Below are 25,315 nucleotides of genomic sequence, written 5' to 3'. Positions count from 1 at the left end.
CTGAATTAAATTAAATCGTTATGTTACATTTTTCTAAAAAATACTGCACAAAATTTGACACTTTTAAAATTGCTATATATTATGCGCACATCTTAAATTAGTTGCCTATTTTTTAATCTATGTAGTTTTTCTACATAATCTTCTTAATCCCATGTCATTTTGAATGACGTCATGAATGCCCAACCTCTTATTGAATTTAGACAACTTGAACTCGTTTTAAGGCATGTTTTTGCCTTTGCGTTCTAGGGCATAAATTACTTGTAGCGGAGACAACATGCACAGTAGTTCAACTTCTGGATCGAGGCTTTGCCTTAATTCATTAACTTTCTCTCTCCCGTTGAAAGCCCTTGCTTTAAGTACTTTGTTAATTCCATTTCATAGTATTAATGCAAGTAAGACCTACCAGTATGATAACGTCGTCAATCATAATAAATTGACTGTCGTTTCAGTGGAAAACCCAACGACCGTTTTTAAAGATGGTCAGCATTTGCATGGTTTTGGTTATGACCTTGCACGTAACTATGCAGACAGCTTAAATGTAAAGCTAGACTTCAAAACCGTCCCCGATAACGCTACAGCACTGAAATGGGTAGCACAGGGCAAAGCAAATTTTGCAATGACGACGGCAAGTGTTCAAACGATTGAACAAAAAAGTCTCGCAACCTTTTCTGCAACTTGTGGTGATTTAAACGTTTTACGTAAAAATGGCCTCAATACTGAACTGAACTGGGTGTTTAAACATGCGAATGATCCATTAACGCAAACGGCGAGCGGATTTGTCTGCCGTGGTAAACAATCTGGTTCAATTGGTCAATTGGCCTCTTTTTACAACCGTAATGTCGTGAAGCCTGAAAACTGGAATACGATTCAACGCGATTTGCGTCAGCGTATGCCAATCTATAAGGCCAGTTTTAAAAGCACAGCGCAAAAGTACGATTTAGATTGGCACTTATTGGCAGCGATTGGTTATCAAGAGTCTTATCTTAAACCGAACTCTGTTTCTCCCACGGGTGTTCGTGGTTTGATGATGTTGACCAATAGCACAGCCAAAGCCATGGGTGTGAGTAACCGTACCGATCCAGCGCAAAGCATTCAAGGTGGTGCCAAGTACTACGACCAAATGCTGAGTCGCTATGATGATATCCCCTTTCCTGACCGGAACTGGTATGCACTGGTTGCGTACAATATGGGACCGGGTGCGGTGAATCAGATTCAAAAACGCATTCAGGCACAAGGTCAAGACCCAAATAACTGGCTCAATTTGTATGCTTACTTACAACAGAACCAAGCGAAGAATGGCCGTTACCGTCAAGCACTACAGTATGTGACACGTATCCGTGCTTATCTTGAGCACATTAAAACCACGCCGCAGCTGGTCAATATCTAAAAGATCATCTCTATCGGCATAAAAAAAAGCTTACCTATAAAGGTAAGCTTTTTTTTATTTCAGAACACTTAAGCTGTTTGCTCAAGCACTTTCTTAAATAAATCTTTTTGCTCTTGGCTTGGTTTCGCTGTTTGCAATGCCATCAACTGTGACATATCGCCTTGAACTTTTATTTTACCCGTCATGAACGCTTGCATTGCTGCAGCCATATCAAACTCAAGGAACACTTTACGTAGTGTTTCAGCATCCATGTTCAAGGTTGTTTTCGCGTTTGAAGACAAGCCTTTTTTAATTGCGCCACCATCTAAAGATAATTCGGTATTACCCGCATTGTCAGCAACAACTAAGTTAATTGCAAGATTCGCAAGTGCTGGCGGCAGGTTCAAATTCCCCGCTTGAGCAGTTAATGTTTCTACAGTTGAAAACCAATCATCAGTTAAAAAAGCAGGCATGATGTTTCCTCAATTCTTTGTTCGTTGTGTGCTGCCTATCCAGACGGCATCATTGTGAAGCTAAATACGCTCGCAGATTGTTATAGCATGTATATCCTACATGTGCCTAAAGTTTTTTGTACGTACCGTTCATATTTTATATTTCTTATACAAAGTTTATCAAAATCATCCACATAAAAAAAACACCAATCATTGATTGGTGTTTTGCATTGGCCTAACTGACAAAATTAGTCTGCTGCAAAGCCAAGATTAACCATGTTAATACGTTTGTTCTCCAGTTCATCTTCTGTTGAACAACTTTCACCTTTAAAGTCGAATTCACGTTCGCTATCTAACGCTTCAAAGTCGAATAGCTCACGATCCGCCAGCTGCGATGGTGACACATTTTGCAAGGCACCAAAAATACTGTGTAGACGCTTTGGATGTGCTTTATCCCACTCACGCAACATGTCATTTAACATGGCACGTTGCAGATTTTCCTGAGAACCACACAAGTTACACGGAATAATCGGGAACTGACGCATTTCCGCATATTTAATGATGTCTTTTTCTTCCACATAAGCCAGTGGGCGAATCAAGATGTTCTTTTTATCTGACGATAACAATTTAGGAGGCATCGCCTTTAAGCTGCCGCCATGAAATAAGTTCAAGAAGAAAGTCGCCAAGATATCATCACGGTGATGGCCCAACGCCACTTTGGTCGCGCCAATTTCTTGCGCAAAGCCGTATAAAGAGCCACGGCGTAAGCGTGAACAAACTGCACAGTAAGTTTTGCCTTCAGGCGTTAAACGTTTGGTGATGCTGTAGGTGTCTTTTTCTAAGATATAGTAGGGAATATTATTCTCTTCTAAATAACGTGGTAATACGTCCTCAGGGAAGCCGGGTTGCTTCTGGTCCAAATTCACAGCCACCACATCAAAATTGATCGGTGCAATGCGTTTAAACTGCAACATAATATCGAGCAAGGTATAACTGTCCTTACCACCGGAAATGCAGACCATCACTTTATCGCCTTCTTCAATCATTTTAAAATCGCGAATAGCATGACCCACCTGACGGCGTAACTTTTTCAACAAACGATAATACGCAGAGCTAGTGGGTAGTTCTGGTTTAAAATTAAATCCCTGATTGGACTCAACTGGCGAGAACATAGACGAGTTAAACCTAAAAAAAAATACCGCGCAATTTTATCCGATTCACAGCCATCTCGCACCTAAAGAATGTAAATTCTCATGAATTGTCATTGCTGTCATATTCATGTATTGAAATCGGTTTAACTTTGAACGATTGCGTTCATATTTTAGCTGAACTGCTTATGTTTTGGACTTTTCCACATTTTTCCACAAAAGCTGGGGATAACTTTGTGGATTCTAATCGACTTGACAGGGTGTTCCCCCCACTCTTTAAGGCTTCTATTTAAATTGATCATTTTTTGATCAATTTATTTACTATTAAATTTCAATAACTTAACCCAGTCAAGCAATCCTCATTAAAAATAAATTAATTATTTTTTTTGATTACTTGCTCAACAATTTGACTTGATTTTTACAAAGACATGGATTTTTGAACTTAAAATAGTTTCAGACGGTTCTTTTTTTGCTAAACTCATTTCTAGTCACTGAAATCGATTTTTTTACGATTAATAATAGATAATGAAAAATAAGCTGCTTTTGAGTCGTTTTTACGTTTTGGGGTGTATGACGATTTCGTTCATGGCACTAGATTGTCACGCGGGTCAAACCATCTACCAATTGAGAGATTCCAACGGAACGACCTTGTTAACCAATAAACAAAGTCGTTATAGCAACTTAAAAGTCGAAAAGAAAACTTATTATCCAGACAGTAATATCCATAGTTATAGTAACTGGGGGGCTTCTGAATCTTCCGTGTTGCCCAGTTATAGTCGTAACAAAAATGCTTTTGACCACATTATTCGCCAAGCGGCTCAAACCCATGGCGTTTCTGAAGGCTTAATTAAAGCGGTTATGCATACCGAATCAGGCTTTAATGTCAACGCACGCTCACCTGTTGGGGCTCAGGGGCTTATGCAACTCATGCCTGCGACAGCACGGCGCTTTAATGTCTCTAATGCATATGATCCACAGCAGAACATAAATGCAGGTGCCAAGTATTTGGCTTGGCTGATGAAACGCTTTAACGGCAACACCAGTCTTGCGCTTGCAGGCTACAATGCTGGCGAAGGCAATGTACAAAAGTACGGCGGTATTCCACCCTTCCGTGAAACTCAAGACTATGTTCGCCGGGTGAGTAGCCGTTATAGCAATTTATATGCAGGGGGGATCAACATTTCTCCAGGCTCAAATAGCACACCGGCCAATGCTCAAGTCATTGCACAATCTGCACATTACGATGCAGACTCTTCTCCAAGCACGCAACTCAGTGTGAGTCGTAGCGCACCTTCACGTCAAATTATCCTCGCAGCCGATGGCAGTTTTACTGATGCGCCGGGTTCCTATGCCACAGCCAATGCAACCGCCTCTGCCCGCATTCAAATTTCAGAATAATTTTTATAGCAGTTTTATTATTTTTTCTTGAATTTTGAAGAGTTTCACCTCATATTGAGATCAATGATTTTCGATTTATAAATCAGATTATTTTTTTATTATAAGAGGATTTTCTCAATGATGCGGATTGGTTTGTTCTTGCTAACCAACCTCGCGGTACTGGTTGTAGCTGGCATTATCTTGTCACTCTTCGGTGTCGGTAGTTACCATGGCGCGGGTGGCTTAAATCTAGGTAACCTACTGGTTATCTGTTTTGTCTTTGGTATGGTTGGCTCAATGATTTCTCTATTCATGTCAAAATGGATGGCGAAAAAAACAACTGGTACAGAGTTAATTGACCCAAATGCCCCGCGCAACCAAGCTGAAGCATGGTTGTTACAAGAAGTCGCTCAATTGGCGCAACGTTCTGGTATTAAAATGCCAGAAGTCGGTATTTTCCCGTCTTACCAATCTAATGCTTTTGCTACAGGTTGGAACAAGAACGATGCATTAGTTGCAGTTTCTACCGGCTTACTTGAGCGTATGAATAAAGACGAGCTTCGTGCAGTTTTGGCTCACGAAATTGGTCACGTCGCCAATGGTGACATGGTGACTTTGGCGCTCGTTCAAGGTGTAGTGAACGCCTTTGTGATGTTCTTTGCACGTGTCGCAGGTGATTTTATTGACCGTAATGTTTTTGGTCGTGAAGACGGTGAAGCACCAGGTTTAGCTTATTTTGCCATTACCATCGTACTTGATATTGTCTTTGGTATTTTAGCTTCTGCAATCGTGATGTGGTTCTCCCGCTACCGCGAATATCGTGCAGATGAAGCAGGCGCGCGTCTTGCAGGCAAACAAGCAATGATTTCAGCCTTGTTACGCTTACAAGCGGAGTCACAACTTCCAGATGCGATGCCTAAAGAAATGAAAGCATTTGCAATCGCGGCAGGTCAAGAACAAGGCTTTAGTTTAGCCGCATTGTTCCAAACCCACCCGACGATTGAACAACGTGTTGCTGCTTTACAACAGCTCGATTGTCCATAAATAATTCGTTCACAAGATTTTAAAAAGCCTCCACTTGGAGGCTTTTTTGTGACTCGGCATAACAGAACATTTTTATTCAATCGTCACTTGGATACAGCGTAATAAACTGCCATTTGGGTCAATGATGCAAAACTGGCGGATCTCGTCAAAATCCTGAATATCGGTCATACGAGCTCTTTCCCACAACGACCAATTCACTTTAGACCAGTATTCATAATAGGGTTGAATCTCCGCTACGCGAATACAGGCACTATGCCATGAACTATTTGGGTCTAAATGCGGATGATGGAAAAATTCCAGTGTCATTTCGCCCAAACGCAGAATCATCCACTCTGCGGACTGATAAACCAGATTAAAGCCCAAGCCTTGGTAAAATGAAGCGGTGCGCGCTAAATCAATCGATGGCAAATTTGCCGTAATCTGACCTTCAAATTTCATGAGTGGCTATCCTAAGTTTAGTCCCTGTAACCAATGCCACATCACACTACCACCCCACCACAATAAGCCCATAAAACACACCAAAAAGATCAGGCCAAACAAATCGGGGATGTGTAGCCAAAGCCATGCCACTACTGGGTTTCGCCAAAATGCGGACTGTTGCTGTTTCTTTTCCAATTTTTCATGGAGAAAAGGATGAGTCACATGATGCTCTGAATGGATTTGGTATTCTTCCCGAATATGGTCATGAACCACATCCAGTGCTTTACGACTCGGACGTATAAAAATATCAAACAGTGTCCCTAGAACAGGGATAAAACCGACGACGGCATCAATCATAGCCAGCTTCAATACTGGACTCAATTTCTCTTGCGGTACACCAATTTGCTTGGCTTTATAAATGGCATAACACGTTAGGGCAAAACCTGCGATATCCCCAGCAATCGGAACAGTACTCAACGCAGCATCTGCACCGACCCCCTGCTTGGTGAACGGGATACGCACCACAGAATCCATCATATTGGCATATTTGGCCAAATCACGCTCTAAACGAATGACATCTTGCTGGCTCATTTTTTTTTGTTCTAAGGGTTCAGGCATGTTGTTACTGACCTCCATCATTTCAACCACATTAACATCATAAAACCACTGAATTATGCTGCTTTTCATGACTTTTTTCTGTGCTAACTTTGTGCTGAAACAATAGCTTATAAGCTTAAGACAAGGTCAGAATTTGCGATGCAATCAGCAGATATACCACCACGCCTGACGCATCACAAATTGAGGTGACCAAAGGTGCGGATGCACTGGCGGGGTCGAGTTTCATGCGGTTTAAGATAAACGGCAGACTCATACCAATCAAACAACCCATCAACACAATGCCCATCATACTCAGTGCCAATACTACAGCGACCAGAATATCCCCACGGAAATAGCCCAAAATGGAAACAGCTGTTGCCATAGTTCCGCCTAGACACAGCGCAACCAGACTTTCACGCCCTAGCAAATAAAACCAGTCTTTAAAATGTACGTCGCCAGTTGCCAGTGCACGTACCATTAAAGTGGCGGACTGTGACCCCGCATTTCCCCCACTTCCCACCAGTAAAGGAAGGAAAAATACCAAAACGATATGTGCCGCAATCAAGTCTTCAAAGTGTGCAATTCCTAGTCCCGAGAGTAAACTACCAAAAACCAGAAACACCAACCAAAACACCCGCTTCTGATACAGTAATAGGATTGGAGCCGTTTTAATACTCATCTGCGGACTGGCCGCAACCGCACTACTTTTTAGAATATCTTCTGTGGTTTCTTGTTGCACCACATCCATTGCATCGTCATAAGTCACAATCCCCAATAGACGCTGCTGCTCATCGACAATGGGCAAAGCCATAAAATCATAATGAGCCAGTTTCTGTGCAATACTTTCCTGATCCTCACTGACTAAACCCGTAATGACATGACTGGTCATAACCTGTCCAATCAATTGCTCAGGCGGAGACTGAATAATTTGCCGCAGCGAAATCACCCCGTGTAAATAACGCGAGGCATCGGTCACATAGATGAGATATAAAGTTTCACTTTCCGCTGCATGCTGTCGTATATGTTGAATCGACTGTTGCATGGTCATTTCGGCATGTACCGTAATGACTTCAGTGCTCATAATTGCACCCGCAGACTCAGCTGGATAGTGCATTAAATCATTCAGCTGGGCTTGAACATGCGCATCTAGCTGCGGAAAAATCTGACCTTGAACCTCTTGTGCCAAGCTTTGAAATAAATCAGTACGGTCATCCGAATGCATATGAGCCAGTAGCTTCACCAGCAAAGCCTGAGGCAATTGCGCTGCTAGCTGCTGCTGCTCGGTTAATGCTAAAAACTCAAAGACATAACTGGCTTGGGGTAATTGTTCCAATAGCCGAATTTGATCATTTATAGGCAGGCCCATTAAAATATCAGCCAAATCCGCAGTGCTGTACTGTTTCAAACTTTGGATAAAAGCATGGTTATCGGGCTGATTTAATTGCTCTTGGAAATCTTGCTGTGAAAATGACGGATTTGGCATACACCACTCAAATATTGTTTTTCTTTATCTGTCCGAGTATAGCAAAGGATCTTTAAATGTCAGGCCTTTCGGCCTACATGGCTTAAAGATTCGCTTTGCTTATTCATACTGCACACGAATGATTCAGATTCGATCTTAGACTTTGTCCTGAGGTGTTCGTCCATGAAACACACGGCGAACCAAGACATACATTAAAGGAATAAACAGCAACACCAATACTGTGCCAAAAATCACGCCACCGAGTACACTCACCCCAATTTCCTGACGACTTGCTGCCCCTGCCCCAAAGGCAAAGACCAGAGGTGTGACACCCGCGCCAAAAGCCAAAGACGTCATTAAAATCGGGCGTAACCGTAAGCTTGCTCCTTCCAACGCTGCTTCAATTGCGGTCTGGCCTTTTTGCTGCGCCAATGAAGCAAATTCCACAATTAAAATCGCATTTTTACAGGACAAACCAATCGTGGTCAGCAAGGCAATTTGAAAGTAAATATCATTCGGAAAACCCGTCAAATAACTGAACAGAATATTGCCACCGATACCGAGTGGAATCGCACTCATGACGGCTGTTGGAATACTCCAACTTTCATAAAGTGCAGCAAGGCATAAAAAGATAAAGCCTATGGAGACCAAATACAGCAGCAATGCTTGGTTATTGGACTTGTTTTCCTCGAACGATAACCCGCTCCATGCTAGATCAATACCATCATGCCCTCGTACCATGTTTTGTACGTCTTGCATGGCTTGTCCAGAACTAACATTTTGTACTGTATCCGCCTCCATTTCTAGTGCGGTATAGCCCATAAAGCGATTCACTACCTCAGGGCCTCCACTCCAAGATACTTGAGCAAAATTTGTAAAAGGAATCATTTGGTTCAGATCATTACGTACGGTCCATGCTTGAAGATCATCAGGTTTTGAACGAAACTCGGCATCCCCTTGCATGATTACCCGTTTAATCCGACCACGGTCAATAAAGTCATTGATATAACTTCCTCCCCAAGCACTGGATAAGGTGCTATTAATGGCGGTCTGACTCAGTCCATTGGCCAAAGCTTGTTTTTGGTTTACATCCACTTTGAGCTCGGCTTTATCTGGGTTAGAACGTTTATCTAAATTGCTAAAACTAGAGTACTGCTTGGATGCTTCCTGCAAAGTTTTAAACTGTGCTTCTAAATAGGCACGACCTTCGCCATTGATATCACGTATCCAAAACTCCATGCCGTCGGTTTGTCCTAAGCCACTGACTGAGGACGGCATATTTACATTAATTTGCGCATTTCGATGTGACCTAAAATGAGCAATTGCCCGTTCTCGAATCACCTGTGCAGAGTTCTCTTTCCCCTTACGTTCATCCCAATGTTTCAGCGCAATAAAACCTTGACCTAAATTTTGTCCTGTTCCTGAAAAATTACGCCCATAGCGGATCATCACTAAATCGATATTGGCCTGCTCTTTATCTAAAAAGTATTGGCGAATTTCTTCTCCCACCACACGGCTTTGACTCATTGGTGCACCATCGGCCAGTTTAAACTGAACACTTAAAATACCCTGATCTTCACTGGGAATAAAACTGGTCGGTAATGCCCGATAAAACAATGCAAAGACGGCAATTAACGCTACAAAAACCACCAGCATGATTTTACTGTGCTGAATGGTCTGCGTACTCAGTTTTAAATAACGCTGCTTTAGCTGATCTAACTTCAGATTAAACCAAGTTGCCCATCGTGCCGATTTATCATTGGGTTTTAAAATTAAGGCACATAGTGCAGGTGTCAGAATCAGTGCAACCAGCAGCGATAGCGCCATGGCAGCAACTAAGGTCATTGAAAACTGACGGTAGATCACTCCTGTCGAACCACCGAAAAATGCCATGGGAATAAACACTGCGGTTAACACCAACGTAATCCCAATCAATGCCCCACTGATTTCCTGCATTGATGCAATCGAAGCTTGTTGAGCACTCATCTGCTGTTCATGCATCAGCCGTTCAACGTTTTCCACCACCACAATCGCATCATCCACCAAAAGCCCAATGGCTAAGACCAATGCAAATAAGGTTAAGGTGTTGATACTCATCCCGAGCACATACAGAATGGCCAGCGTGCCTAAAATTACAACAGGTACTGTGATGGTCGGAATCAGCGTTGCACGCCAATTTTGCAAAAAGACAAACATGACCACAATCACCAAAAGCACTGCTTCAAACAGTGTTTTGACCACTTCCTTAATCGACTCTTGCACAAAAGGCGTGTTATCACGTGGATAAACAATTTGATAGCCTTCAGGAAGTTTAGAGGACAAACGGCTGACTTCTTGTTTGATCAATGCCGAAGTTGCTAATGCATTAGCTCCTGAAGACAATGAAATACCCATCCCCGCTGAAGGAAAGCCATTGATGGTATTAAATGACTGATAATTTTCCGCGCCTAGTTCCACCCGTGCGACGTCTTTTAAATAAATAAAACTGCCATCGCGGGTCGATTTAACAATGATGTTTTCGAATTCTTCAACGGTTTTTAGACGTGTACCGGAGGTGACTTTGGCATTTAAATATTGGTCTGACAGGCTGGGTAACTCGCCAATTGCCCCTGCGGCCACTTGCGTATTTTGCGCTTCAACCGATGCACGTATATCGCTTGGCATCAGTCCATATTGACGCAATTTGTGCGGATTCAGCCATAAGCGCATGGCATACTGCGCGCCAAAGACATCAACCTCACCAACTCCATCAATACGGGCTAAATCTTGCTCCAAATGCGTCATCATATAATCAGAGAGTGCAATATTGCTGCTTTTGCCTGTTTGGTCATATAGGCCTATCACCATATGCGTATCACCAAGCGATTTATAGACATTGACCCCTTGACGCTGTACATCTTCTGGTAAACGGTTAATCACCCCATTGATGGCATTTTGAACTTGCACCTGAGCGGTATCTGGGTCAGTTCCATTCTCAAAACTAATGCTGATTCGACTACGGCCATTCGAGTCACTGCTCGAACTAAAATACAGTAAATGATCAATCCCTTTAATTTGCTGTTCCAAAACCTGAGTAACGCTCTCCTCCGCCGTCTCTGCCGACGCGCCTGTATATGTTGCACTCACCGTAATTCGCGGAGGTGCAATATCTGGGTAGCGCTCTACAGGCAACTGAAAGGTGGCAAATAAACCAAATGCCATCACGATAATCGCCAGCACACCAGCAAAAATTGGACGATGAATAAAAAATTTAGACAGCATGGGTCTGCGGTACTCTTGGGTCTGAGGCTAGATCTAGAAACTGGGCATCACTTTATGCTTGATCTTCTATGACGAATCATTAAAAAACAAGACTTAACAACATGAAATAGAACATTAGAGCTAAATATGAAGAAACTATGAAGAAAGCTTTTTGACCAATTGATGACATCCTGTAATTTTTCGCAATTTGTCATTGATCTGAGATATTAAAATTGAACACTGAGTCCGCAACACCACAATAAAATGTTGAGGAACACATGTTAAAAAGAACATTATTGAGTTTTATTTTTTTAGGCTTATTGGGCTGTCATCATGATGAGAAAGACAATGCAACATCCCAGCCACCATCAAACAACGCCGAATACATTGAGCCTAAATTGCTTATTATTGGACATCGCGGCGCCAGCGCACTACGCCCTGAACACACCTTAGCCGCTTATCAAAAAGCGATTGATGATGGTGCGGATTTTATTGAGCCTGATTTGGTGCCAACTCTAGACGGTTATTTAGTCGCTCGCCATGAAAATGAAATCGGAGGAACCACCAATGTCAGCAGCTTACCGCAGTTTGCAGAACGGAAGACCAGTAAAGTCGTTGATGGTGTGACTTACACAGGTTGGTTTACTGAAGACTTTACTTTAAACGAGCTGAAGCAACTGAAGGCACGAGAACGTATTCCAGAGATTCGTCCAGCAAATGCCCAATATAATGATCAATTTGATCTTCCAACTTTAGATGAAATTATTGAACTCGTAGATGCGCACTATAAAAAGACAGGAAAAATTGTGGGCCTGTATATCGAAACCAAACATCCCAGCTATTTCCAAGGTCTCAATTTGGCCATGGAGCAACGCCTATTATCCACGCTGGCCAAACACACCTATAGTCGTGACATTGCACCGGTCTATATTCAGTCGTTTGAAGTCAGCAACTTAAAACAAATGCGTCAGCAGTTAGATCAATTAAAATCGATTCGACATGCCAAAATTATTCAACTCTATGGTGGCAAGTCCGAACAACCTGCCGATGCTGTGCTTGCCAAATCAACACTCCGCTATAGTGATATGGCAACACCTCAAGGACTGAAAGACGTCGCAAGCTATGCGCATGGTGTCGGACCAAGTAAAACCTATATCGTGCCGAATACTCAGCCAGCGACCCCGACCAGTTTTGTGAACGATGCACACGCAGTGGGCTTAAAAGTACATCCTTATACCCTACGCCCTGAAAACAATTTCTTACCAGACTATTTAGACTGTAGCGCGATTGCCTCTGAAAAGTGCGAAAAAGGCACGCTGGCAGAGTTTGAAATTTTCTTTAAAGCGGGAGTGGATGGTGTTTTTACCGATGATCCTGCTTTGGGACGTCAAGCCGCCGATGCTTTTTTGAAAAAATAGAATAAGTCACACAAAGTAAACAAGACATTAAAGCATCTTGTTGACGTCAAACCCATATCCATCCTTTAACCATAGAGATTAAAAAGCAGGCTTTTTAATCTCTTTTCTCTTATTTTAGGTGTACATAGATTAAGCACCTTTTGAATACTATAATTAAGTAACTTTTAATATAGATCATGTATTGTGGCTGAAATTTTAAAATGGTTGATGGTATGAACCAATATTCCCCACTCAAAGGCAAGTCAGGTTTTAAACGTATTTTTAATGCAACTCATTATTCTATTTCAGGTTTTAAGGCCGCATTTGCGCACGAAGCAGCTTTTCGACAAGTCCTGTTGATTAACCTGATTCTGATTCCAACAAGCTTTTTCTGTGATGTCAGTCGCTCAGAACAAGCCCTCATGGTAGCCGTTTGTTTACTTGCAATTATCGTTGAATTGTTCAATTCAGCGATTGAGGCGATTGTAGACCGTATTTCTCTGGAGCGGCATGAGCTTTCAAAAAATGCCAAAGACATGGGCAGTGCTGCACAGTTTGTTTCTTTAAGTATTATCTTTATTGTTTGGCTACTGATTCTGATGCCTTAATGTTTTTGTTCAATATTTCACGCGCAAGTTGTTCAACAAGCTCAAAATTAAGTCATAAAAAAAAACCCTGCTTTCGCAGGGTTTTTTTTGAATCAGTTCAGTGCTTAGTGAGCAGCGAATTGGTTCATTGTGTTTTTAGCATCATCGTGCGCTTTAAGAGCGTTGTCACCAGAGAAGATTTCTTTGTGATCATCACCGATGTCAGAACCCGCCATTGCTTGGTGTTTAACACAAGCGATACCACCACGGATTTCTTTACGTTGTACGCCAGCAACATAAGCCAACATACCTTCAGAACCGAAGTAACCTTGTGCAAGCTCATGAGTAGAAAGCGCAGCAGTGTGGTAAGTCGGAAGTGTGATCAAGTGATGGAACACACCCGCTTCACGAGAAGCATCTGCTTGGAACGTACGTACTTTCTCATCAGCATCAGCAGCTAATTCAGTTGCATCGTACTCAGCGCTCATTAATTTAGCACGGTCGTAAGCAGAAACGTCTTTACCTTCAGCAACCCAACGGTCGTAAGCTTGTTGACGGAAGTTCAACGTCCAGTTAAATGATGGAGAGTTGTTGTAAACAAGTTTCGCATTTGGAACTGTTTCTTTAACACGGTTAACCATGTGCGCGATTTCGTCAACGTTTGGAGTCGCAGTTTCGATCCAAAGAAGGTCAGCACCATTTTGAAGGCTAGATACACAGTCAAGAACAACACGGTCAATTTGAGTGTCTGGACGGAATTGGTATAAACCAGAAGCCAAACGCTTAGGACGGTGTAATTTACCATCACGCTTGATTAGGATTTCGTCTTCTTGAGCATCAGCGATGTCAATTTCAACAGTGTCTAGGAAACCGATGTATTGAGAAGCGATGTCGCCTGGCTCTTTAACCACTGGGATTTTTTGAGTCAAGTCAGCGCCTTCAGAGTCAGTACGCGCAACGATGATACCGTCATCAAGACCCATTTCTAAGAATGCATAACGTAATGCATGGATTTTAGAGATGAAATCTTCGTGTGGAACAGTTACTTTACCAGCTTGGTGACCACATTGTTTCGCGTCAGATACTTGGTTTTCGATTTGTAGTGCACAAGCACCAGCTTCGATCATTTTCTTAGCAAGTAAGTAAGTCGCTTCTTCGTTACCGAAACCAGCATCGATATCCGCAATAATTGGCACAACGTGAGTTTGGAAACCGTCGATTTGCGCAGTGATTTCAGCAGCTTTTGCAGTATCACCAGCTTCTTGAGCTTTTTTAAGCGCACGGAATAGGTCGTTTAATTCTTTAGCATCAGCTTGGCGTAAGAAAGTGTAGATTTCTTCGATCAATGCAGGTACTGAAGTTTTTTCATGCATAGATTGGTCAGGAAGTGGACCGAATTCTGAACGAAGTGCAGCAACCATCCAACCAGAAAGGTAGATGTAACGACGTTCAGTCGTACCGAAGTATTTTTTGTTCGCAATCATTTTTTGTTGTGCGATGAAACCGTGCCAGCAACCCAAAGACTGAGTGTATTTGCTAGAGTCAGCATCATAAGCAGCCATATCACGACGCATAATTGCAGCTGTGTATTTAGCGATATCTAAACCAGTTTTGAAACGGTTTTGGATTTGCATACGCGCAGCATCTTCAGGACTGATGTCTGCCCAAGTGCTACCGAATTTTGCTTTTAATTCGCGGATTGCATCAATCGCTGTTTGATATGTAGTCATGATATTTCCTGTAATAATATTAGGATTTTCTTCAACGAAAAGCTAAAATCAGACCCTCAAGCTTTTGCTTAGATTTAGAGCGCTTCGTTGCGATGAATACAGATTAGATTGACAGAATAAATTAATCCAATATTCTGCATTAATTTTCAGTATTTATTTAAAAAATATATAGATAAAAGTCTAATTATATTTCGATAAAACATAATTAAGTAATTGTTATTTTTAAACTTAAATAAAATAAGAAAACCGTGAAAAATACATCCTTTGTCGAATATTTCTTCATTAGACTTAAGTCTCGGCCGTTGGAAAAAAGAGTTCAAACCGAAAATCAATACTTAATTTGACCCAAATGACAAAAGTTCAATATTCAGCAAAAAGAGTATTTATCACGCTTTTATTCCACCAACAACAGGCCAGCTCAAGCCATTTTCTAGGCGATACTCTAAGCCTCAATTCACACATATTAAAACATTGCTTAGGACTAATATGCCCTCCGTTTTTAAGCATAAAAACCCATTTTCTGTGAAAATGAAGGGGGTATTCTTTATACAACCCGATGCTTTTTTTTTCGTCAGTTTATTACACAAGCCCGATGGCTTATGGCATAATGCAAATAATTTCATGATTTTATTCTCGGTATTTATTTTATGAATCTGGAGCGGGTTGATCTAAACCTCTTAATTTACTTGGACGTACTTTTACGCGAAAAAAATGTAACCCGAGCAGCTGAACAATTGGGTGTCACCCAACCAGCAATGAGTAATATTCTACGTCGTCTTCGTAACTTATTTAATGATCCCCTGCTAATTCGCTCTTCTGAAGGTATGACACCAACCGAACGGGCTTTAGAATTACAACCCCGCATACGTGACGCTCTTTCTGATCTCTCCATGATTTTGGAACCTCGTACCGAGTTCCGTCCTTATACCTCAAATCGTGTTTTTCGTATTATGACTTCGGACTATGCCGAAGCCACCTTAGTTCCCCGCCTCGTTAAAGCACTGCGTTCAGAAGCACCCAATGTGGTTTTAGACTTCTTAACCCCAAGTGATGTGTCATATCGTGATATGGAACAAGGTAAAGTTGATCTAGCCATTAACCGATTCAATGAAATTCCACAAAGCTTCCACCAAGTTTTGGTCTGGCGTGACAGTTTTTCATGTTTGCTCAATGGTAAACACCCTGCTGCCAGCAACTTAAACCTAAAAAGTTACCTCGATGCACAGCATATTTGGGTCTCTAAAACAGGTATGGGCGTTGGTTTCGGCGTTAACCCTGAAAAACAAGCAGGTCTAGGTTGGATTGATCAAGCTTTAGAGCGTATTGGCCAAAAACGTAAAATTTCGGTCTTCACTCGACATTATCAAATGCCTGCACTATTGGCTTCAAATGTAGATTTGATCGCGACTTTACCGACCCGTATTGCACGCTTACAAGCCAAAAGTCAAAATCTCTTGATTAAAGACCCACCTTTTTATATTCCAGAATTTGAGTTGAAAATGGCATGGTGTCCACTGTTGCATCACCATCCTGCACATCGCTGGCTCAGACAGCTGATTTTGTATGTGGCACGTCAAATGATTGAGGAAGAAAATCGTGAGTTTTTAGGCAATAACTCGCAATTCTCACATTATTAAGCACTCAAGCTCTAAATAATTCATTTTCATACCAATAACTCAGGTATGATAGAAGACAGTAAGTGATTACTGTCTTTATTTTTTTGTGTTAAAAATATTCATAATAACGATGAATCACAGGTGGATTCCGTGAGCCTTTTTCAAAACATAGTTATCATTCTAGTCCTGATTGCTGGGGCGGGTTTCTTGTCTCTGACAGAAATTGCACTGGCAGGAGCACGTAAGGTCAAGCTGAAAATCTTGGCTGAGTCGGGCGATGATCGCGCACAGAAAGTTTTGAATTTACAAGAAAATTCTGCTGACTTCTTTGCCGCTTCACAAATTGGCTTAAACGCAGTGGCGATCTTGGGCGGTATTTTAGGTGAAGGGGCTTTTCGTCCTTACTTCATGAGCTTTGTTTCTCGTTTTTATACTGGCCCCTGGTCTGAAACTATTAGCTTTGCGCTATCTTTCACTTTAGTCACCTCGCTATTTATTTTGTTTGCCGACCTCATGCCAAAACGTTTGGCCATGATTGCCCCAGAGAAAATCTCTATTGCGGTGATTAACCCCATTCAGGTGTTTATTAAGGTCTGCAAACCTTTGGCTTGGATTATTAATGCCCTTGCCAACTTGTTATTCCGCCTGTTTAAAGTGAATACCACACGTGATGACAACATTACCTTTGATGACATTTCTGCAGTGATGGATGCGGGTGCGCAAGCTGGGGTGCTACAAAAGCAAGAACATCATTTCATTGAAAACGTATTTGAGCTTGAAGAGCGGAACGTTCCTTCAAGTATGACTACGCGTGAAAATGTGGTGTATTTTACTTTAAATGAATCCGAAGCCAGTATTCGTCAAAAATTGGCTGAATATCCTTATTCTAAGTTCTTGGTGTGTAGTGAAAATATTGACGATGTAATTGGCTATGTCGATGCCAAAGACATTCTGGTCCGTATTCTGAATAATCAATCTTTACTACAACTCAATGAAAGCACTATTCGTAATGTTCTCACCATTCCAGACACATTAACCTTGTCTGAGTTATTAGACCGTTTCCGCTCCACCAAAGAAAAATTTGCCGTTGTGATTAACGAATATGCTTTGGTCGTGGGTGTCATCACCCTGTCGGACATTATGATTACGGTGATGGGCGATTGGGTGACTCCGATTGAAGCCGAACAACAGATTATTAAACGTGATAATAATTCATGGCTAATTGATGGCAGCACACCGATTGAAGACATGAAGCATGCACTGGCCATTGATGAAATGCCAGATGAAGAAAATTATGAAACTTTGGCTGGTTTTATGATGTACCGTCTGCGCAAAATTCCACGCCCTGCCGATACCGTAGAATACGCAGGCTTTAAATTTGAAGTGGTCGATGTCGATCATTTTAAGATTGACCAACTTTTAGTGACGCGCTTACTTGAAGAAACACTACAGCCTGCAACCCAAACAGTCGAGGAATAGAAACATCTCCTTAAATTAAAACCTTGCAACTGCAAGGTTTTTTTTGCTTCAGATTTAACCATATGAAGTTATACAAAATAAGTATCTTAACCATACTTTACAGATATATATTATTTATTAGAAAAATAGAATGAAAAATCACATATGTTTAAGAGCATTTAAAAATCATGCTGAATTGCATACTATCGCTGTCACTTGATGAATAAACAGACTTAACACGTTCAAAGGATTGATCCATGCTGACCATTTTAGGTTTAGGCATGATTATGTGCTTCATGTACTTAATCATGTCCAAACGACTGAGCGCTCTCGTTGCTTTAACTTTAATCCCTATCATTTTTGCATTACTTACTTATGTTTTAAGTCTCTTTGTTGACAACCTTGCTGGATTTGATATTGCTGAACTTGGCAATATGATGATGGAAGGCATTAAAAAGCTCGCTCCTACGGGCGTAATGCTTCTTTTCGCAATCCTTTATTTTGCAATTATGATCGACACGGGTTTATTCGACCCTTCAGTGAAGTGGATTTTAAAGCAGGTTAAAGGCGATCCTTTAAAAGTGACCCTCGGCACCATTACGCTGACTTTAATTGTTTCCTTGGATGGTGACGGTTCAACCACTTATATGATCTGTGTTGCCGCAATGCTACCGTTGTATAAACGTATTGGTATGAGTCCTTTAATTATGGCTTGTCTGATGATGCTTGCGAGCGGAATCATGAACTTAACCCCATGGGGTGGACCAACAGCACGTGCTGCAACGGCATTGCATGTCGATCCAAACGATGTCTTTGTTCCGATGATTTTACCAATGCTGGTTGCAATTGGTTGGTTATACTTCCTCGGCTTTATGTATGGCCGTATGGAGCGTAAGCGCATTGGTATTGTGGAATTAGATATTAGTCATGGTGACAGTATTCAAATTTCGCAAGAACCAGAAGCTAACCGTGCCCACTTAAGATGGTTTAACGCACTACTGACTTTGGTCTTGATGGTCTGCTTAGTGATGGGTGTTTTACCTGCGGCCATTCTGTTCATGGTGGCGCTGTGCATTGCATTGGTGGTGAACTATCCTGATTTAGACATGCAAAAGCGTTTGGTTGGTAACCACTCTGCTAGTGCCTTAGCTGTAGTCGGGATTATTTTCGCGGCAGGTATTTTTACTGGTATTTTGTCGGGCACAGGTATGGTTGAAGCTATGTCTCAAGAATTGGTTGCCATTATTCCAGAAAGTATGGGGCCATATTTAGCACCTATCACGGCTGTAATTAGTATGCCACTGACCTTCTTTATGTCGAATGATGCCTTCTACTTTGGTGTACTGCCTGTACTCTCTGAAGCTGCTGGACACTATGGTATCACTCCTGTGGAAATGGCTCGTGCATCGATTGTCGGTCAACCTGTACACTTGCTGTCTCCATTGGTTCCATCGACTTACTTACTCTGTGGATTGGCAGGAATTAACTTCGGTGAACACCAAGAATTTACCATCAAATGGGCAGTGATTACCTGTTTAGTGATGCTGGTTACAGCAATGGTCTTTGGTATTTTCCCACTTTACTCAACGCTGGGCTAATTAAATACCTACACTGAGTTATAACGAACCTTAAGCTCAACAACCGATAAATACCCGATGTGATACATCGGGTATTTTCATTTATAATGCCTTGATATAACAATACAATAGAGTCAAGATTATGTCTTTTTCATTGCCCGCTGTGTTGGCATGTACTTTCTTTTATTCTGCGCTGTATCTGATTTACTATTATTTTGCCCAATACAACCACACACTTCTGATCGTAAGTGCGATTGTTTTGCTGATTTTAGCATGGCGGATTACACCTTATGCTTATGAACGTGGGCAACGAAGCTTTAATGATACTCTGTCTTTTGGACAGTATTCTTGGGATCCACTGATTACATGGTGGCGACTGTTCATTTGGCCCATCAGCTTATTACTGGCTTGGATTTTTCATAGTTAAATAGAAGCCATAAAAAAGCACCCGAAGGTGCCTTTGATACTGCGATCTTAACGACCATACAATTCAAGTAATGTATCTAAAGTCGCTTGATAGTGAATGGTAATATCTTCAGATAAAATTTTATATGCGCTGTCAAACTGAACCATTGGCCAGCCTTCTTTCCAAAATGGGAAGATGTTGTGCAAATCATGGGTCACGGTCGCATCTTCACGTACAATTGCTTGCGCAACTTGTGACAAGACTTGTGCTGTTTCCGCACCATCAATCGCCATGTAATCAATCCCACGTACTTTTAAAATACGGATGCGGTCTTTCTTATAGCGAATTTTTTTGGCTTGACCTTCATTCAGGCCCAACGCCAAAGCTACAGCTTCAACAAACTTACTTTCAAAAGATTGGTTCAAAGCCACAATCGCAAGTTTATGTGCTTCTTGACGACCCGCTTTACCACCCTTAAGAATCTCTTCTTTTGCCTCTGTATCAAGCTCATCGTCTTTCATAGACTGCAAAATGTCTAAAATTTCGATATCACTTAAAGATTCAGGAGAATGATCAGTCATGAACTGCCCTTAGACAAAAAAATTGAATCCGACATTTTCGCATAATTCAGAGTGAAAAAGCGAAATTGTTGTGCTTTTCTCTGTGAATATTCTGTTTCACGTATTTTTTTGAGCCATCCCCTTCCAAATCTACTATAGTAAAGGCTATTTTTCTCATACGCTCTTTTTTGACGATGCAATCCAAACAAGTTCAACTGTTACTGCAACAATTAGAGACCCGCTACCCTGCCGCATTTAAACGTAATTACTTGCTTTATAGTCAAATCAAAACACGCGGTATTTTAGATGACCAGCGTGAAGTTATTCCGTGGGTTTTGGCGGTGATGATTTTTATTCCAATCAGCTTAATTCTAAAAAATTTTTACTTAACTCACTTGGAGAATATCGATCCTCTCCAAAGTCATAGTTACGCCATTATCACTATTTTATTGGTGCTGATGTGGGTCTTACCTTTTGTCATTAAGCAAATTAAACATTCATCAAACTCCTTGTATCAACTGCAACGCCATACACCCATCAAACTCGCGGCGGTGATTCTTTTAAGTGGACTAAATCTAATGTTCCTTGAAAGCAGTTTGCTGATGTGGATCTTGTTTTATTTTGGTGTGAACTTTGGTTTTGTGCGCTTCTATAAAGAAAATTTATTTCGAGACCACAGCCAGTCGGTTGAACATCACCAGTTACAACAACTCAGACGTGTCTGCTTTTGGGCCTATAAACAAACGCTCAAATCACGACTCCAATTACGCTTTAGCTCCCATCAATCTGAAGATTATCAGGCACGAAAACTTCAGCTGGGGCGTGAAGCAGATTTATACGTGCAACTGCTGAAGTATGAGCATGCTTACTGTAAGCAGATTAAGCACATCGATCTCGACAGTTATATCGATGAAAAATTATAAAAAACCGAGCAATGATGCTCGGTTTTTCTAAGGTCATTTTATGCCGTTTGTTTTAATGCACTGACTGGCAATAATGTCGAGTCTAATATCACTTGATGCGAGCGAGTTTCGTCAACGATGTATTCTTTGTGCTTAATACTATCTACGAAAATCCAATCCGCTTGCACCTGCTCTGCGGTAAAACGGACTTTCAAATAACCGCGCTGATTTAAATTGCAATAACTCAGCTCATCAATCAAGGTTGTAAAAGCAAACTCAAACTCTTGGAGTTGTTGCATTGGAATAGACAAATACTTTTCCATACCTGGCGAGGAAACTGAACTTGTCGCTAACTCCACACCCACAAATTGCCCTGTTAAATCGTGTAAGTCCGATGCCCATGCATTATGTGTATCACCAGCCAAGACCACGACTTTTTTATTTAAATACTGCAGTGTGCCGTACAGCGTCTCCCTTTCAACCGCATAACCATCCCATGCATCTAAATTGTAAGGAACCACAGTTTTAATACGAGACAACTGCTCTACTGTTAAAGATGGATCATGATTTAAGTAACGAAGTTTTATTTCCACCAATTCTTTAATGAGTTGATTCACCTGCGCCAAAACATCTGGAGTCACCGCGCCGCTACTGATTGCACTGAGCACTTGTAACATCTCGGCTGGAACAAGCATTTTGCTCATCAACACCTGCTGACCCAAAACTTGCCATGTGGCTTTAGAGCTCGCAAGTTGCTGTGTTAACCATGCGCGTTGATTCAACCCCAGTAACGTTCGATTTGGGTCTTGCATATCTGTAGTAAAGCGCACAGCATCCAAACCCGATGCGGTTAAATAATCTGCATAATCTAACTGTTTACTCCGCGCTAGAATACGCGTATCCAACATATTTAACTGCACTAAATTACCAAAGTTAAACTGGCGATAAATATTCAAATGATCTTTTTCAGAAAGCGGACGGATTGGCATCCACTCAAAATAGGCCGCCAGTGCCGCAAGTTTACGTTCAAGGAAATCGCCTTCAGTATCTGACTGATGATTTTCAGCACCCTTTTCCCATGTATCATTTGCGAGTTCATGGTCATCCCAAATCACAATAAAAGGATGACGTTGATGCGCGGCCTGCAAATCTGCATCTAGTCGGTATAAAGCATAACGTTTGCGATAGTCATCTAAGCGAATAATTTCTAAGCTATTATCATCCGCCAGTGCACGCCCCATCTCTACAGCCTCTTCCGTTGCATATCCGCCCATACCATATTCGTAAATGTAATCCCCCAAATGAATCACAACATCCACATCCTGTTTTGCAATTTCTTTATAAACATGGAAATAACCCGCTGGATAATTTGAACATGAGCATACGGCAAACTGTACCGACTGTACTTGCGTTGCCAAAGTTTTGGTTTGCCCTGTGGTTGAATATGTCGACGCCGATTTAAAACGGTAGAAATAAACTTGCCCCGCAGCAAGTCCCGTCACATCCACTTTCACAGTAAAATCTTGTGCAGCTGTAGTCAGCACCTTTCCTGTTGCTGTAATGTGTTTAAAGTCTGCATCTTTTGCCACTTCCCAGAGCACCTCTAAACGCGCACTGCTATCCGATGGTGTTACGCGTGTCCAAATGATAACTTGAGTTTGTAAAGGATCACCACTGGCAACCCCATGCAAAAACTGCACTTGCGTAGTGGGCTGTGTGTTTGAATCGGCGTCATCACCACAAGCGGTCAGTGAAATAGGTAAAGATAAAGCACCAAATCCTGCCAAAGTTTTTTGAATAAGTTCTCGGCGGTTCATTTTTTTTGTCATGTGGATTGCCTAAAGACGATATGGACTTGAAATTTATGCGAAAAATATGACATGCATATCTCAAGTCGATGACATTTTTATGACGCCTGAACAAGTGCAGACAGATAATTTTGCTATTTTTTAAACATAAACCGCTGAATTGTTTGAAAAGAAAGCAAATAATCACAAATAGACTTGCCAACTTTTATTTCGTCCTCTATTATTGCGCTCATGCCCGAGTGGTGAAATCGGTAGACACAGGGGATTTAAAATCCCCCGCCCACAAAGCGTGCCAGTTCGAGTCTGGCCTCGGGCACCATTATTAAGCTAATTAAGATGGTGCAATAAAAAATCCAGCAATATGCTGGTTTTTTTATGTCTATAATTTATGCATCGAAGCACATAACAATCACAATATGAAAAAGAACACTCTCATTATCATCTTATGCCTAATTTTTTCAAACATCAGCCATGCAAACCCCACCTCACAGCAAACAGATAGCGATACTTTTTATGACTTGTTTGCAGGCACAATTATTGAAAAAGACCGTCAACTCTATTTACATGCGTGTAAATCAGTAGATGCTCATTTTAAATTAAGCTTTAATCACACTAAAGATGAGCAACATATTCGTGAGGTCATGAAAAAGCATCCAAAATTTTGGCTGAATCTCAGTGCAAATGCTGAAATGGTCGAAGGTGAATATGTGATGACAGTCGATACGATTCAAGATGAACATTTGAACCAAAATTGTCATCTCACCGATCTTTTAGATGAGTTATAACAGCAATCTCAGCTTCTAAAGCAAAACCAACAGAACTTGAAATGAGAGAGTGGCTCACCACTCTCTGTTCACCACCAATTCTTCCATTTCAATATCCATAAACCCAGCATCTTGTACCACCATCATCATCGCTTCAGCAATAAAATCAGCAGCAGAGTCATCTAATGATGAATCTAGATCTTCAAAATGCGGCTTCATTTCATTAATTTCAGCCACTGCGGCATTGGCATATTGATAAATATCACCCTCAGATTTTGCTTTTACAATTTTTTTAGCAAAAGTCTCGACATGCTGCTTCACTTCAGCAACAAGAATATCGGGATAATATTCATCATCAAACATAGGGAGAAGTAAATCTGCAAACATACAGGCACTCAAAATGAGAAACTTAAAAAACGAGTCTGTATAACATAAACCAAACAAATCACCAAATAAAAAAGCAGCATCTGAAGATGCTGCCAGTCTAACAATCTGATATAGATCAAATTTTCAAATTAAATCATTACCTCGGCATTCCGCCGCCCCATTAAGCCATATTCATCGCTTGCCAAACCTTGATCGCATCACTCATGGCTTTAACATCATGGGCGCGCACCATACACGCGCCTTGTTGAATACTCAGCAAATGTCCCGCTACAGAACCCACGGCCCGCTGCCCTGCCTCTGCCCCGCCTAAAGCTTCTCCGATAAAGCGCTTTCGTGACAATGCGGACAAGATAGGATACCCGAGCTGATTTAGCTGATGGAATTCTTTTAAAAGCTTAAGGTTCTGCTTTGCATTTTTAGCAAAGCCAAAACCCGGATCAATCATGATATTTTCAGCTTTGACACCAGCCTTGAGTGCATCCGACACGCGCTGGGAAAGCTCAGTCATGACATCTAGAGTGACATTATCATATTGATCTAAACCATTCATGGTAGTCGGTTCACCACGCATATGCATGATAATCACTGGAATATTCAGTTTAGCTGCCGTCTCTAAAGCATTCGGGCGTGTTAATGCTCTCACATCATTCCAGATATGTGCGCCTGCTGCGACTGCAGCTTGAATCACTTCAGGTTGAGAGGTATCAATCGAAATGACTACATCAAGTTCAGCCAAAGCTTCCACCACTGGGACGACACGACGAATCTCTTCTTCAACCTCAACTACAGATGCACCTGGACGTGTAGATTCACCCCCAACATCGATGACTGTCGCCCCATCCGCAATCATTTGCTGAGCATGCGCAAGCGCTTGTGCTTTGCCATTATGTTTGCCGCCATCACTGAACGAGTCTGGCGTCACATTTAAAATACCCATCACATGCGGTACAGACAGATCCAGTGATAGCTCTCCACAACGTAGGATTTTCTTTGGCAAAGCCATCAATTGCATGTGAT

General features: G+C 41.6%; 22 protein-coding genes and 1 tRNA gene. 12 read left to right on the top strand and 11 right to left on the bottom strand.

Annotated features, from left to right (window positions below; all coding sequences use genetic code 11):
- Nucleotides 1–274: 274 nt before the first annotated feature.
- Entirely contained in the window at nt 275–1,387 is a 1,113-nt protein-coding gene (locus HYI04_RS01670) for a transglycosylase SLT domain-containing protein (RefSeq protein WP_029575083.1), read from the top strand.
- A gap of 68 nt (nt 1,388–1,455) precedes the next feature.
- On the opposite strand, the gene HYI04_RS01665 is transcribed toward HYI04_RS01670, so the two are convergent.
- Together HYI04_RS01665 and ttcA are read right to left on the bottom strand one after the other, a co-directional pair.
- The gene (locus HYI04_RS01665) at nt 1,456–1,839 is read right to left on the bottom strand and encodes an SCP2 sterol-binding domain-containing protein (RefSeq protein WP_004695646.1); all 384 of its coding nucleotides are present in this window, start codon (nt 1,837–1,839) and stop codon (nt 1,456–1,458) included.
- A gap of 227 nt (nt 1,840–2,066) precedes the next feature.
- Entirely contained in the window at nt 2,067–2,990 is a 924-nt protein-coding gene (gene ttcA, locus HYI04_RS01660; protein ID WP_178895800.1) for a tRNA 2-thiocytidine(32) synthetase TtcA, read from the bottom strand.
- A 501-nt stretch (nt 2,991–3,491) separates the two neighbouring features.
- Between ttcA and HYI04_RS01655 the strand changes: the two genes are divergently transcribed.
- Both HYI04_RS01655 and htpX read left to right on the top strand, forming a co-directional pair.
- On the top strand, nt 3,492–4,364 hold the full coding sequence (locus tag HYI04_RS01655; protein WP_029575084.1) for a lytic transglycosylase domain-containing protein: 873 nt from the start codon (nt 3,492–3,494) through the stop codon (nt 4,362–4,364).
- Nucleotides 4,365–4,481: 117 nt separating this feature from the next.
- Complete coding sequence (gene htpX, locus HYI04_RS01650; RefSeq protein WP_004695643.1) at nt 4,482–5,387, top strand: protease HtpX; 906 nt, start codon at nt 4,482–4,484, stop codon at nt 5,385–5,387.
- A 72-nt stretch (nt 5,388–5,459) separates the two neighbouring features.
- Here htpX and HYI04_RS01645 read toward each other — a convergent pair whose 3' ends face one another.
- The 4 genes from HYI04_RS01645 to HYI04_RS01630 all read right to left on the bottom strand — a co-directional run bounded on the left by HYI04_RS01645 (nt 5,460) and on the right by HYI04_RS01630 (nt 11,127).
- Nucleotides 5,460–5,825 (bottom strand): glyoxalase/bleomycin resistance/extradiol dioxygenase family protein, encoded by a 366-nt coding sequence (locus HYI04_RS01645; RefSeq protein WP_010327259.1) that lies wholly within the window; start codon nt 5,823–5,825, stop codon nt 5,460–5,462.
- Between the two features lie 6 nt (nt 5,826–5,831).
- A complete protein-coding gene (locus tag HYI04_RS01640; protein WP_005400444.1) occupies nt 5,832–6,425 on the bottom strand; it encodes a DUF4112 domain-containing protein in 594 nt (197 codons plus the stop codon).
- 115 nt (nt 6,426–6,540) lie between these two features.
- On the bottom strand, nt 6,541–7,887 hold the full coding sequence (gene mgtE / locus HYI04_RS01635; RefSeq protein ID WP_010327261.1) for a magnesium transporter: 1,347 nt from the start codon (nt 7,885–7,887) through the stop codon (nt 6,541–6,543).
- Between the two features lie 135 nt (nt 7,888–8,022).
- Nucleotides 8,023–11,127, bottom strand: coding sequence for a multidrug efflux RND transporter permease subunit (locus HYI04_RS01630; protein WP_010327262.1), 3,105 nt, complete (start codon nt 11,125–11,127; stop codon nt 8,023–8,025).
- 257 nt (nt 11,128–11,384) lie between these two features.
- On the opposite strand from HYI04_RS01630, the gene HYI04_RS01625 reads away from it, so the two are divergent.
- Nucleotides 11,385–12,524 carry a glycerophosphodiester phosphodiesterase gene (locus tag HYI04_RS01625; RefSeq protein ID WP_010327263.1) on the top strand — a complete coding sequence of 380 codons (1,140 nt, stop codon included), beginning with the start codon at nt 11,385–11,387 and terminating at the stop codon, nt 12,522–12,524.
- Between the two features lie 212 nt (nt 12,525–12,736).
- Complete coding sequence (locus HYI04_RS01620) at nt 12,737–13,111, top strand: diacylglycerol kinase (RefSeq protein WP_005400440.1); 375 nt, start codon at nt 12,737–12,739, stop codon at nt 13,109–13,111.
- Between the two features lie 104 nt (nt 13,112–13,215).
- Here HYI04_RS01620 and HYI04_RS01615 read toward each other — a convergent pair whose 3' ends face one another.
- The gene (locus HYI04_RS01615; RefSeq protein WP_010327264.1) at nt 13,216–14,820 is read right to left on the bottom strand and encodes an isocitrate lyase; all 1,605 of its coding nucleotides are present in this window, start codon (nt 14,818–14,820) and stop codon (nt 13,216–13,218) included.
- A gap of 647 nt (nt 14,821–15,467) precedes the next feature.
- Here HYI04_RS01615 and HYI04_RS01610 point away from each other — a divergent pair.
- The 4 genes from HYI04_RS01610 to HYI04_RS01595 all read left to right on the top strand — a co-directional run bounded on the left by HYI04_RS01610 (nt 15,468) and on the right by HYI04_RS01595 (nt 19,898).
- A complete protein-coding gene (locus HYI04_RS01610; RefSeq protein WP_004982677.1) occupies nt 15,468–16,457 on the top strand; it encodes a LysR family transcriptional regulator in 990 nt (329 codons plus the stop codon).
- A 129-nt stretch (nt 16,458–16,586) separates the two neighbouring features.
- Nucleotides 16,587–17,915 carry a hemolysin family protein gene (locus tag HYI04_RS01605; RefSeq protein WP_010327265.1) on the top strand — a complete coding sequence of 443 codons (1,329 nt, stop codon included), beginning with the start codon at nt 16,587–16,589 and terminating at the stop codon, nt 17,913–17,915.
- A 236-nt stretch (nt 17,916–18,151) separates the two neighbouring features.
- On the top strand, nt 18,152–19,492 hold the full coding sequence (locus HYI04_RS01600) for a CitMHS family transporter (protein WP_005400436.1): 1,341 nt from the start codon (nt 18,152–18,154) through the stop codon (nt 19,490–19,492).
- A gap of 121 nt (nt 19,493–19,613) precedes the next feature.
- On the top strand, nt 19,614–19,898 hold the full coding sequence (locus HYI04_RS01595; protein WP_010327266.1) for a hypothetical protein: 285 nt from the start codon (nt 19,614–19,616) through the stop codon (nt 19,896–19,898).
- 47 nt (nt 19,899–19,945) lie between these two features.
- Here the strand turns inward: HYI04_RS01595 and HYI04_RS01590 are convergent, their stop codons facing one another.
- Complete coding sequence (locus tag HYI04_RS01590) at nt 19,946–20,458, bottom strand: hypothetical protein (RefSeq protein ID WP_010327267.1); 513 nt, start codon at nt 20,456–20,458, stop codon at nt 19,946–19,948.
- Nucleotides 20,459–20,631: 173 nt separating this feature from the next.
- On the opposite strand from HYI04_RS01590, the gene HYI04_RS01585 reads away from it, so the two are divergent.
- Nucleotides 20,632–21,360, top strand: a complete 729-nt coding sequence (locus HYI04_RS01585; protein ID WP_010327268.1) for a hypothetical protein — start codon at nt 20,632–20,634, stop codon at nt 21,358–21,360.
- A 38-nt stretch (nt 21,361–21,398) separates the two neighbouring features.
- Here HYI04_RS01585 and HYI04_RS01580 read toward each other — a convergent pair whose 3' ends face one another.
- Entirely contained in the window at nt 21,399–23,168 is a 1,770-nt protein-coding gene (locus tag HYI04_RS01580; RefSeq protein ID WP_010327269.1) for an alkaline phosphatase, read from the bottom strand.
- A gap of 212 nt (nt 23,169–23,380) precedes the next feature.
- Here HYI04_RS01580 and HYI04_RS01575 point away from each other — a divergent pair.
- Together HYI04_RS01575 and HYI04_RS01570 are read left to right on the top strand one after the other, a co-directional pair.
- Nucleotides 23,381–23,466, top strand: a tRNA-Leu gene (locus HYI04_RS01575).
- Nucleotides 23,467–23,563: 97 nt separating this feature from the next.
- The gene (locus tag HYI04_RS01570) at nt 23,564–23,932 is read left to right on the top strand and encodes a hypothetical protein (protein ID WP_010327270.1); all 369 of its coding nucleotides are present in this window, start codon (nt 23,564–23,566) and stop codon (nt 23,930–23,932) included.
- A 54-nt stretch (nt 23,933–23,986) separates the two neighbouring features.
- Here the strand turns inward: HYI04_RS01570 and HYI04_RS01565 are convergent, their stop codons facing one another.
- Both HYI04_RS01565 and folP read right to left on the bottom strand, forming a co-directional pair.
- On the bottom strand, nt 23,987–24,298 hold the full coding sequence (locus HYI04_RS01565; protein WP_010327271.1) for a DUF5713 family protein: 312 nt from the start codon (nt 24,296–24,298) through the stop codon (nt 23,987–23,989).
- Nucleotides 24,299–24,458: 160 nt separating this feature from the next.
- Nucleotides 24,459–25,310 (bottom strand): dihydropteroate synthase, encoded by an 852-nt coding sequence (gene folP, locus HYI04_RS01560; protein ID WP_010327272.1) that lies wholly within the window; start codon nt 25,308–25,310, stop codon nt 24,459–24,461.
- Nucleotides 25,311–25,315 lie beyond the last annotated feature (5 nt).

It is taken from the genome of Acinetobacter sp. SwsAc2 (genome assembly GCF_013391465.1).
Classification (GTDB): Bacteria; Pseudomonadota; Gammaproteobacteria; order Pseudomonadales; family Moraxellaceae; genus Acinetobacter; species Acinetobacter johnsonii.
Note: the sequence above shows the minus strand (reverse complement) of the source record. Positions and strands in the feature narration are given on the sequence as shown.

Coding starts and splice junctions, on each gene's coding strand:
- HYI04_RS01670 (WP_029575083.1), top strand. CDS start 275: ATGCACAGTAGTTCAACTTCTGGATCGAGGCTTTGCCTTAATTCATTA.
- HYI04_RS01665 (WP_004695646.1), bottom strand. CDS start 1,839: ATGCCTGCTTTTTTAACTGATGATTGGTTTTCAACTGTAGAAACATTA.
- ttcA (WP_178895800.1), bottom strand. CDS start 2,990: ATGTTCTCGCCAGTTGAGTCCAATCAGGGATTTAATTTTAAACCAGAA.
- HYI04_RS01655 (WP_029575084.1), top strand. CDS start 3,492: ATGAAAAATAAGCTGCTTTTGAGTCGTTTTTACGTTTTGGGGTGTATG.
- htpX (WP_004695643.1), top strand. CDS start 4,482: ATGATGCGGATTGGTTTGTTCTTGCTAACCAACCTCGCGGTACTGGTT.
- HYI04_RS01645 (WP_010327259.1), bottom strand. CDS start 5,825: ATGAAATTTGAAGGTCAGATTACGGCAAATTTGCCATCGATTGATTTA.
- HYI04_RS01640 (WP_005400444.1), bottom strand. CDS start 6,425: ATGCCTGAACCCTTAGAACAAAAAAAAATGAGCCAGCAAGATGTCATT.
- mgtE (WP_010327261.1), bottom strand. CDS start 7,887: ATGCCAAATCCGTCATTTTCACAGCAAGATTTCCAAGAGCAATTAAAT.
- HYI04_RS01630 (WP_010327262.1), bottom strand. CDS start 11,127: ATGCTGTCTAAATTTTTTATTCATCGTCCAATTTTTGCTGGTGTGCTG.
- HYI04_RS01625 (WP_010327263.1), top strand. CDS start 11,385: ATGTTAAAAAGAACATTATTGAGTTTTATTTTTTTAGGCTTATTGGGC.
- HYI04_RS01620 (WP_005400440.1), top strand. CDS start 12,737: ATGAACCAATATTCCCCACTCAAAGGCAAGTCAGGTTTTAAACGTATT.
- HYI04_RS01615 (WP_010327264.1), bottom strand. CDS start 14,820: ATGACTACATATCAAACAGCGATTGATGCAATCCGCGAATTAAAAGCA.
- HYI04_RS01610 (WP_004982677.1), top strand. CDS start 15,468: ATGAATCTGGAGCGGGTTGATCTAAACCTCTTAATTTACTTGGACGTA.
- HYI04_RS01600 (WP_005400436.1), top strand. CDS start 18,152: ATGCTGACCATTTTAGGTTTAGGCATGATTATGTGCTTCATGTACTTA.
- HYI04_RS01595 (WP_010327266.1), top strand. CDS start 19,614: ATGTCTTTTTCATTGCCCGCTGTGTTGGCATGTACTTTCTTTTATTCT.
- HYI04_RS01590 (WP_010327267.1), bottom strand. CDS start 20,458: ATGACTGATCATTCTCCTGAATCTTTAAGTGATATCGAAATTTTAGAC.
- HYI04_RS01585 (WP_010327268.1), top strand. CDS start 20,632: ATGCAATCCAAACAAGTTCAACTGTTACTGCAACAATTAGAGACCCGC.
- HYI04_RS01580 (WP_010327269.1), bottom strand. CDS start 23,168: ATGACAAAAAAAATGAACCGCCGAGAACTTATTCAAAAAACTTTGGCA.
- HYI04_RS01570 (WP_010327270.1), top strand. CDS start 23,564: ATGAAAAAGAACACTCTCATTATCATCTTATGCCTAATTTTTTCAAAC.
- HYI04_RS01565 (WP_010327271.1), bottom strand. CDS start 24,298: ATGTTTGCAGATTTACTTCTCCCTATGTTTGATGATGAATATTATCCC.
- folP (WP_010327272.1), bottom strand. CDS start 25,310: ATGCAATTGATGGCTTTGCCAAAGAAAATCCTACGTTGTGGAGAGCTA.